We start from the raw sequence: 6,484 nt of genomic DNA, 5'->3' as shown, positions 1-6,484 counted from the left end.
GGGTTTTCGGGGGCCCCCGCCGGTATGCCGGGGCCCGCGTGCGCCGCCCCCGCACCGCTTCCACCGCCTGGGCCCGCGGTGGGGAGGGGTGCTGCTCCCGCCGCCCCCGGGGCGCACGTCTCCGCTGTGCTGCCGCAGGCCGCTGCCCCCACGGTGCTCGCGCAGGCCCCGGCCGCTGCGGCCCCCGTTCACGTCGCTGCCGCGCCGGCCGGAACGCCGCTGCTGGCCCAGGTAGCCCAGCCGCTGTTCAGCCTGGCCGCGGCGCCGCAGGGTGACCACGTGATGACGCTGAGCATCACCCCGGACAACCTCGGGCCGGTCACCGTCCGCGCCCACGTGGGCGCAGACGGGGTGCGGATTGAACTGTTCGCGCCCTCCGAAGCCGGCCGCGACGCGCTGCGGACCCTGATGACGGACCTGCGCCGGGACCTTGCCGGTTCCGGTATGAACGCCAACCTGTCCCTGTCCTCCCAGGACGCCCCGGGGCAGGACACGGAACGGCAGGACGGCGGGGCCCTGCCCGGCTCGGATGCCGATGCTCCTGCGGGTTCCCGGCAGGCAGCCGCTGACGATCCCGCCCCACGCACTTACCGCCCCGGATTCCCGGCGTCGGCCTCAACCATCGACTTCCTGGCCTAGAAAAGGAGACCACCTGTGCCTATCGAAGCAGTAGTGGCAACCGCCGGCACCAGCACTGCCGCCGCGCCCACCCGCACGCCCAAACAGACCATGGACAGCGAGGTCTTTATGCACCTGCTGGTCACCCAGCTGCGCAACCAGGACCCCAGCTCGCCCATGGACACCAATGACATGATCGCCCAGACCACCCAGCTGGCATCCATGGAACAGCTCACCGCCATGGCCAAGATGGACGAAGAGAACTTCTCCCTGCAAATGCGTATCGCCGCCGCAGCCCTGATCGGCCAGAACGTCACCTACACCGACGACGACGGCGCGGCCGTCACGGGAACGGCCCAGTCCGTCTCCTACGCCGCCGGGGTTCCTACCGTCAACGTCAACGGGCAGGACATCCTGCTGGACCGGATCTCCGGAGTCGTCTCCGCCGGATCCACCCCCAAAGCACCCACTGCATAACCCTCCCTCCCGGCACCACCCAAGCTGAAAGGCGCAAGCCATGCTCCGCTCCCTTTACTCCGGAATCTCCGGTCTCCGTTCGCACCAGACCATGCTTGACGTCACCGGCAACAACATTGCCAACGTCAACACCTCGGGCTACAAGGCCACGGCCGTGCAGTTCCAGGACACCCTTTCCCAGCTGACCCAGGGCGCCACCGCCCCGGGCGCCAACAACGGCGGCTCCAACCCGGCACAGGTAGGCCTCGGCGTGCTGGTTTCGGGCATCACCACCAACTTCACCCAGGGCTCGGCACAGTCCACCGGCCGCGCCACGGACCTGATGATTTCCGGTGACGGCTACTTCGTCACCCGCCAGGGCGACCAGACCACGTACACCCGTGCCGGCGCCTTCGACGTCGACGCCTCCGGCCGCCTGGTCACCACGGACGGCAAGATCGTCCAGGGCTGGACCGGCGTTGACGGTGTGATCAACACCGGCGGCGCCGTTGGCAACGTCACCCTCCCGGACGGAGCCATCTCCCCGGCCAAGGCCACGGCGAACGTGACCATGGGCGGTAACCTGCCTTCCGAGACCCTGCCGGCCGATGCAACGACCGTTCCGCCCCGCCCGGCCGGCACGATCGTCCGCGACATGACCGTCTACAACAACAACGGCGTGGCCAGCGTTATCCCGCTGACCTTCACCCGCACCGGCACCGGCTGGTCCGTCTCCGCGCCCGGTTCAGCCCCCGCAACAGCGAACCTGAACTTCACCGACGGCAAGCAGGTGGCCGGGAGCGATGCCTCCATCACCGTGAACGGCGCGAAGGTGGACCTGACCGGACTGTCCAGCTACGCCGGCGTCAGCACCGCGTCGGTCACCGGCCAGGACGGCCGTGCGGCCGGCACCCTGGAGTCCTTCTCCATTGCCAAGGACGGCACCCTGATCGGCTCCTTCACCAACGGCGCCAAGCAGTCCCTGGCCCGCATCGCCGTCGCCACCTTCACCAACCCCGCCGGCCTGGAAAAGGCCGGCAACTCCGGCTACACCGCCACCGTGAACTCGGGCAATCCCGTCCTCGGCGGCCCCGGCGATCCCGGCATGGGCAATGCCATTGCCGGCTCGCTGGAAATGTCCAACGTGGACCTGTCGCAGGAGTTCACCAACCTGATCGTGGCCCAGCGCGGCTTCCAGGCCAACGCCCGCATTATCACCACTTCGGATGAAGTGCTGCAGGAACTGACCAACCTGAAGCGCTAACCCGGTTCCGCCCGAACGGCCCCGCTGCACCGCAGCGGGGCCGTTCGGCGGTTAACCGCCCGGCGTCGTCCGGGAATTGCTTACAACGGCGCGCCCGCGGCCGAAAGTAGGGGTGAGGGCTTATCGGAGTCCCGCGGAACGGACCAGGACGGGGCAATGATTGTACTTACGCGTCTGAACGATGCCCAGTTTGCCATCAACCCTGACCTGATCGAGCGGATCCACGCCAACCCGGACACCACCCTGGTGATGGTGGACGGCTCGAAATACATCGTGACTGAAAGCATGCAGGCCGTCATCAACGAGATTGCCGCCTACCGGGCACTCGTTATCTCCATGGCGAGGGACATTCCCCCGCAGGTCCACGAAAGGCCCGGGCTGGGGCTGGTTCCCGAGGTCTTTTCGCCCGGACCGTCAGGCGATGCCGGTGACCATGCCTCGCCCAGCAAGACAGTGCCCCTTCGCCCTAGGAACAACTAATGGATCCAGCAACAATAATCGGCCTGGTGCTCGCCTTCGGCTCGCTCTACGCCATGATCACGCTTGAAGGGGCGCACGTTTCCGCGCTTCTGCTGCCGGCCCCCATGATCCTCGTGTTCGGTGCCACCATTGCCGTGGGGCTGGCAGGCGGCACGCTGAAGGACTTCCTGATCTCGTTCAAGTCCCTGCCGCGCGCGTTCATGGGCAAGACCCCGCAGCCGCAGGAGACCATCGATCGGGTGGTCCTGCTGGCGGAAAAGGCACGCAGCGAGGGGTTGCTGTCCCTGGAGCAGGACGCCGCCGAGGTGGACGACCCGTTCCTCCGCACAGCACTGCAGAACATTGCCGACGGCACCGACGGGGACGAGCTGCGTATGCTGCTCGAAGACGAACTGGCCACCAAGACCGCCAGCGACAAGATCGCGGTCAAGTTCTTCAACAGCTTGGGCGGCTATGCGCCCACCGTCGGCATCATCGGTACCGTGGTCTCGCTGACCCACGTGCTGGAAAACCTTTCCACCCCGGACCACCTCGGACCCATGATCGCCACCGCCTTCGTGGCCACTCTCTGGGGCCTGCTGTCCGCCAACTTCATCTGGCTGCCCATCAGCACCCGGCTCAAGCGCCTGGCCGACCTCGAAGCCGAGGAAATGACCCTGCTCATGGAAGGCGTGCTGGCCGTGCAGGCCGGCAGTCAGCCGCGGCTGCTGGGCGAACGCCTGCGCGCCATGGTCCCCGCCCACGCGCTGGGGACCAAGGAGAAGGCGGACAAGGCCGATAAGGCAGAGAAGGTCCAGGACGCGGCGTGAGCACCAGCAAGCGGCGCAAGCCGAAGGTGGAGGAGGAGAACCACCCGGACGAACGCTGGATGGCCTCCTACATGGACATGGTCACCGTACTCATGTGTATGTTCATCGTCCTGTTTGCCATGTCCAGCGTGGACCAGCAGAAGTTCGAACAGCTCAAGGATTCCCTCGCCACCGGCTTCGGCGCCGCGGAGACCAACACCGTGGACACCGCCGTCGGCATCATTGTCCCGCCCGACAAGGTGGATGACGAGGAAATCATTGAACCCGACGCCTCCCTGGCCGCCAAGGAAGTCGACGACCTCACCGCACTCCAGGACGCCATCTACGCCGGGCTGCAGGAAAAAGGATTGGAAGACGCCGTCCGGTTCGAAATGGACGAACGCGGCCTGACCATCCGCCTGGTCAGCTCCGAAATGTTTTTCGCGCCGGATCTGGCCGACCTGACCGCCGCCGCAACCCAGGTCCTGGACACCGTGGGTCCGGCGCTCGCACCCACCACCTACCAGGTATCGGTGGAGGGCCACACCGCGCAGGTCCGCCAGTTCGCCAGCGACCCGCTGGACTGGGAGCTTTCCTCCTCCCGGTCAGTGAACGTGCTGCGGTACCTCGTGGCCAACGGCGGCGTGCTCCAGGGCCAGATCAAGGCCGTGGGCTACGGTGAGTCCCGGCCCCTGACCCCCGGGACCACGGCCGAGGAACTGGCACGCAACCGCCGGGTGGACATTGTGGTCCTGTCCGGGCAGAGCGAGGATGTCCGTTCCCTGATTCCCGGAATCGTGGCCGAGCGCCAGGCTGCGGCCGGCAACTGACCGCGTTCCTTACGCAACCGGCCACCCTGCCGATAGTGCGGGGTGTGACGGTCCAAGAATCACCTCCCTTAAGCGCGCCCGCAAAGAGCGTGCCAGCCAAAGCCAGGCCGGTAGAAGTCTATGACTTCAGCCGGCCCACCACCCTGGCCCGTGAACATGCCCGGGTACTGGAAATGGCTTTCGACACCTTCGCCCGCCAATGGGGAACCCAGCTCACCGCCAAGGTGCGTGTGCTCTCGCAGGTCACCTCCGAGCAGGTCCAGGTCCTCAGCTACGACGAATACGCCGCTTCCCTGCCGGACAACACCGGCATGGTGCTGTTCAACATGGCCGCCACATCAGCCAAAGCGGTGATCCAGTTCCCCATGGACGCGGCGTTGTCCTGGGTAGGGCACATGCTTGGCGGCACCGGATTCCAGAGCGCGCCCGAGCGTAAGTTCACGCACATTGAACAGGCGCTGCTGGGCAAGATCATGGACGACGCGGTGGAGGACCTGCACTATTCCCTGGGCCATCTGCTGACCTCGCCGCTGACCCTCGCCTCCGTCCAGTACAACTCGCAGTTCGCGCAGGCAGCGGCCTCCGGAGACCCGATGATCGTGGCCACCTTCGAAATGGTGGTTGGCGAAACCACCGCTCCGGCCACCGTTGCCATTCCCGCCGCCGCACTGCTTCCCCAGCTGGACCCGCTGGGCGCCCAGTCCACGCACGCCACCCCGGCCGAGCTCATCCAGATGCAGCTCACGCACGTCCCCGTGAAGGTCTGCCTGCAGCTGGAACCCATCGTGGTGAAGCCCGCCATGGTCCTGAACCTTGCCGTGGGCGACGTCCTGAACCTGGGGCACCCGAGGCACCGCCCGCTGAACGTCACCGTTGACGGACAGACCCTGGCCCAGGCCGCCGTAGGAGCCAGCGGGTCACGCCTTGCCGGCAGCATCGTCAGTATCGAGGAGAAGTAGCCATGTCCAGTCCCCACAGCCTGCACGCTGATGCCGTTTCCGCGCTGGTGCGCGGCCTGCCCACCCCGCTGGTGCTGGAACCGATCCCGCACACCGGCGCCGGAGTGCCGGCGTCGCACACGGCCGCTGCCGTGACCGCCTCCTTTGTTGGAGCCGAGTCCGCGGATCTCGCCGTCATCCTGGCCAACGCCTCCCCGCTGGCCGACGTCGCCGGCACCGACTCCCCGCTGGTGTCCGCCGCCGACGTCCTCCGGCCGTCACTGGAAGCCGCCAGCGCCACCCTCGGCGTGGGCGTGCTGGGTGAAGCCCGCACCGAAGACGCCTCGGCGCTGTTCGCCGACCCGGACAGCGTGGTGTTTGAGCTCCGCTCGGCCGAAGGAACCGCCGGCTGGTTCGCCATCCGCCTGCGGGACACCCCGTCCGTCCAGGGCGGCGCCGCCGACGACTCGATCGTCGCGAAGATGGGCCGCATCAACAATATCGAAATGGCACTGACGGTGGAGATCGGCCACACCCGCATGTCCGTTCGCGACGTCCTGAACCTCGAACCCGGACGGGTGGTGGAACTGGACCGTTCAGCCGGCGCCCCGGCGGACATCCTGCTCAACGGGCGCCTCATTGCCAACGGCGAGGTGGTGGTCATCGATCAGGACTACGCCGTCCGCATCACGAAGATCCTGGATGTGGTCGAGGGGCTCAATTAGTGGAAACACTTTTTCTGGGACTCCGTGTCCTGGTTTCCCTGGGCGCCGTCCTCGGCCTGTTGTGGTGGCTACAACGCCGCTTCAGCCGTACCGCCGGCGCCGGACGCGCCGAGCAGGTACCGGTCCGGGTAGTCAGCCGGCAGCCCATCACCCCCAAGGCCTCCGTGGTGGTCGTGGAAACCGGCGGGCAGCGTTTCCTGCTCGGCGTTACGGAAGGTTCGGTCAACGTCCTGCACACCTCGGACCTTCCGCCGGAAACGGACACGGCGGAGCTGGCCCCGGATGCCGGATTCGCCGCATCGCTGCAGGCCGCCGCGGACGGTGCGCAGTATGCCGCCACTGATCCCACCGCCGGGACCCTTTCCGGCTCCGACCCGGCCGCCCC

General features: G+C 67.2%; 9 protein-coding genes. All 9 read left to right on the top strand.

Translation table 11 applies throughout. The features are described from left to right. A partial coding sequence (locus tag AC5RUF_RS16110) for a flagellar hook-length control protein FliK (RefSeq protein ID WP_494131261.1) occupies positions 1 to 639 on the top strand: 639 nt, incomplete at its 5' end. 15 nt (positions 640 to 654) lie between these two features. Further along, positions 655 to 1,095: a flagellar hook capping FlgD N-terminal domain-containing protein gene (locus AC5RUF_RS16105; protein WP_493997244.1), complete on the top strand. Its 441-nt coding sequence runs from the start codon at positions 655 to 657 to the stop codon at positions 1,093 to 1,095. A gap of 40 nt (positions 1,096 to 1,135) precedes the next feature. Then, positions 1,136 to 2,338, top strand: a complete 1,203-nt coding sequence (locus AC5RUF_RS16100; RefSeq protein WP_493997243.1) for a flagellar hook protein FlgE — start codon at positions 1,136 to 1,138, stop codon at positions 2,336 to 2,338. A 156-nt stretch (positions 2,339 to 2,494) separates the two neighbouring features. Next, a complete protein-coding gene (locus AC5RUF_RS16095) occupies positions 2,495 to 2,818 on the top strand; it encodes a flagellar FlbD family protein (protein ID WP_493997242.1) in 324 nt (107 codons plus the stop codon). After that, positions 2,818 to 3,627: a motility protein A gene (locus AC5RUF_RS16090; RefSeq protein ID WP_493997241.1), complete on the top strand. Its 810-nt coding sequence runs from the start codon at positions 2,818 to 2,820 to the stop codon at positions 3,625 to 3,627. Before AC5RUF_RS16095 ends, AC5RUF_RS16090 begins: the two co-directional genes overlap by 1 nt. Further along, a complete protein-coding gene (locus AC5RUF_RS16085; RefSeq protein ID WP_494131260.1) occupies positions 3,624 to 4,436 on the top strand; it encodes an OmpA/MotB family protein in 813 nt (270 codons plus the stop codon). Before AC5RUF_RS16090 ends, AC5RUF_RS16085 begins: the two co-directional genes overlap by 4 nt. 89 nt (positions 4,437 to 4,525) lie before the next feature. Then, positions 4,526 to 5,395 (top strand): flagellar motor switch protein FliM, encoded by an 870-nt coding sequence (locus AC5RUF_RS16080; protein ID WP_493997239.1) that lies wholly within the window; start codon positions 4,526 to 4,528, stop codon positions 5,393 to 5,395. Positions 5,396 to 5,397: 2 nt separating this feature from the next. Beyond that, the gene (gene fliN, locus AC5RUF_RS16075) at positions 5,398 to 6,099 is read left to right on the top strand and encodes a flagellar motor switch protein FliN (protein WP_493997238.1); all 702 of its coding nucleotides are present in this window, start codon (positions 5,398 to 5,400) and stop codon (positions 6,097 to 6,099) included. Next, positions 6,099 to 6,484, top strand: a 386-nt coding sequence (gene fliO, locus AC5RUF_RS16070) for a flagellar biosynthetic protein FliO (RefSeq protein ID WP_494131259.1), incomplete at its 3' end; no start/stop codon positions are given. The genes fliN and fliO, both read left to right, overlap by 1 nt.

Source organism: Arthrobacter sp. Y3224198, from assembly GCF_059090025.1.
This window is presented reverse-complemented; position numbering and strand designations above follow the sequence as displayed.

Excerpts from the sequence above, each read along its gene's own strand:
- AC5RUF_RS16090 (WP_493997241.1), top strand. The coding sequence starts at position 2,818 with ATGGATCCAGCAACAATAATCGGCCTGGTGCTCGCCTTCGGCTCGCTC.
- AC5RUF_RS16100 (WP_493997243.1), top strand. The coding sequence starts at position 1,136 with ATGCTCCGCTCCCTTTACTCCGGAATCTCCGGTCTCCGTTCGCACCAG.
- fliN (WP_493997238.1), top strand. The coding sequence starts at position 5,398 with ATGTCCAGTCCCCACAGCCTGCACGCTGATGCCGTTTCCGCGCTGGTG.
- AC5RUF_RS16095 (WP_493997242.1), top strand. The coding sequence starts at position 2,495 with ATGATTGTACTTACGCGTCTGAACGATGCCCAGTTTGCCATCAACCCT.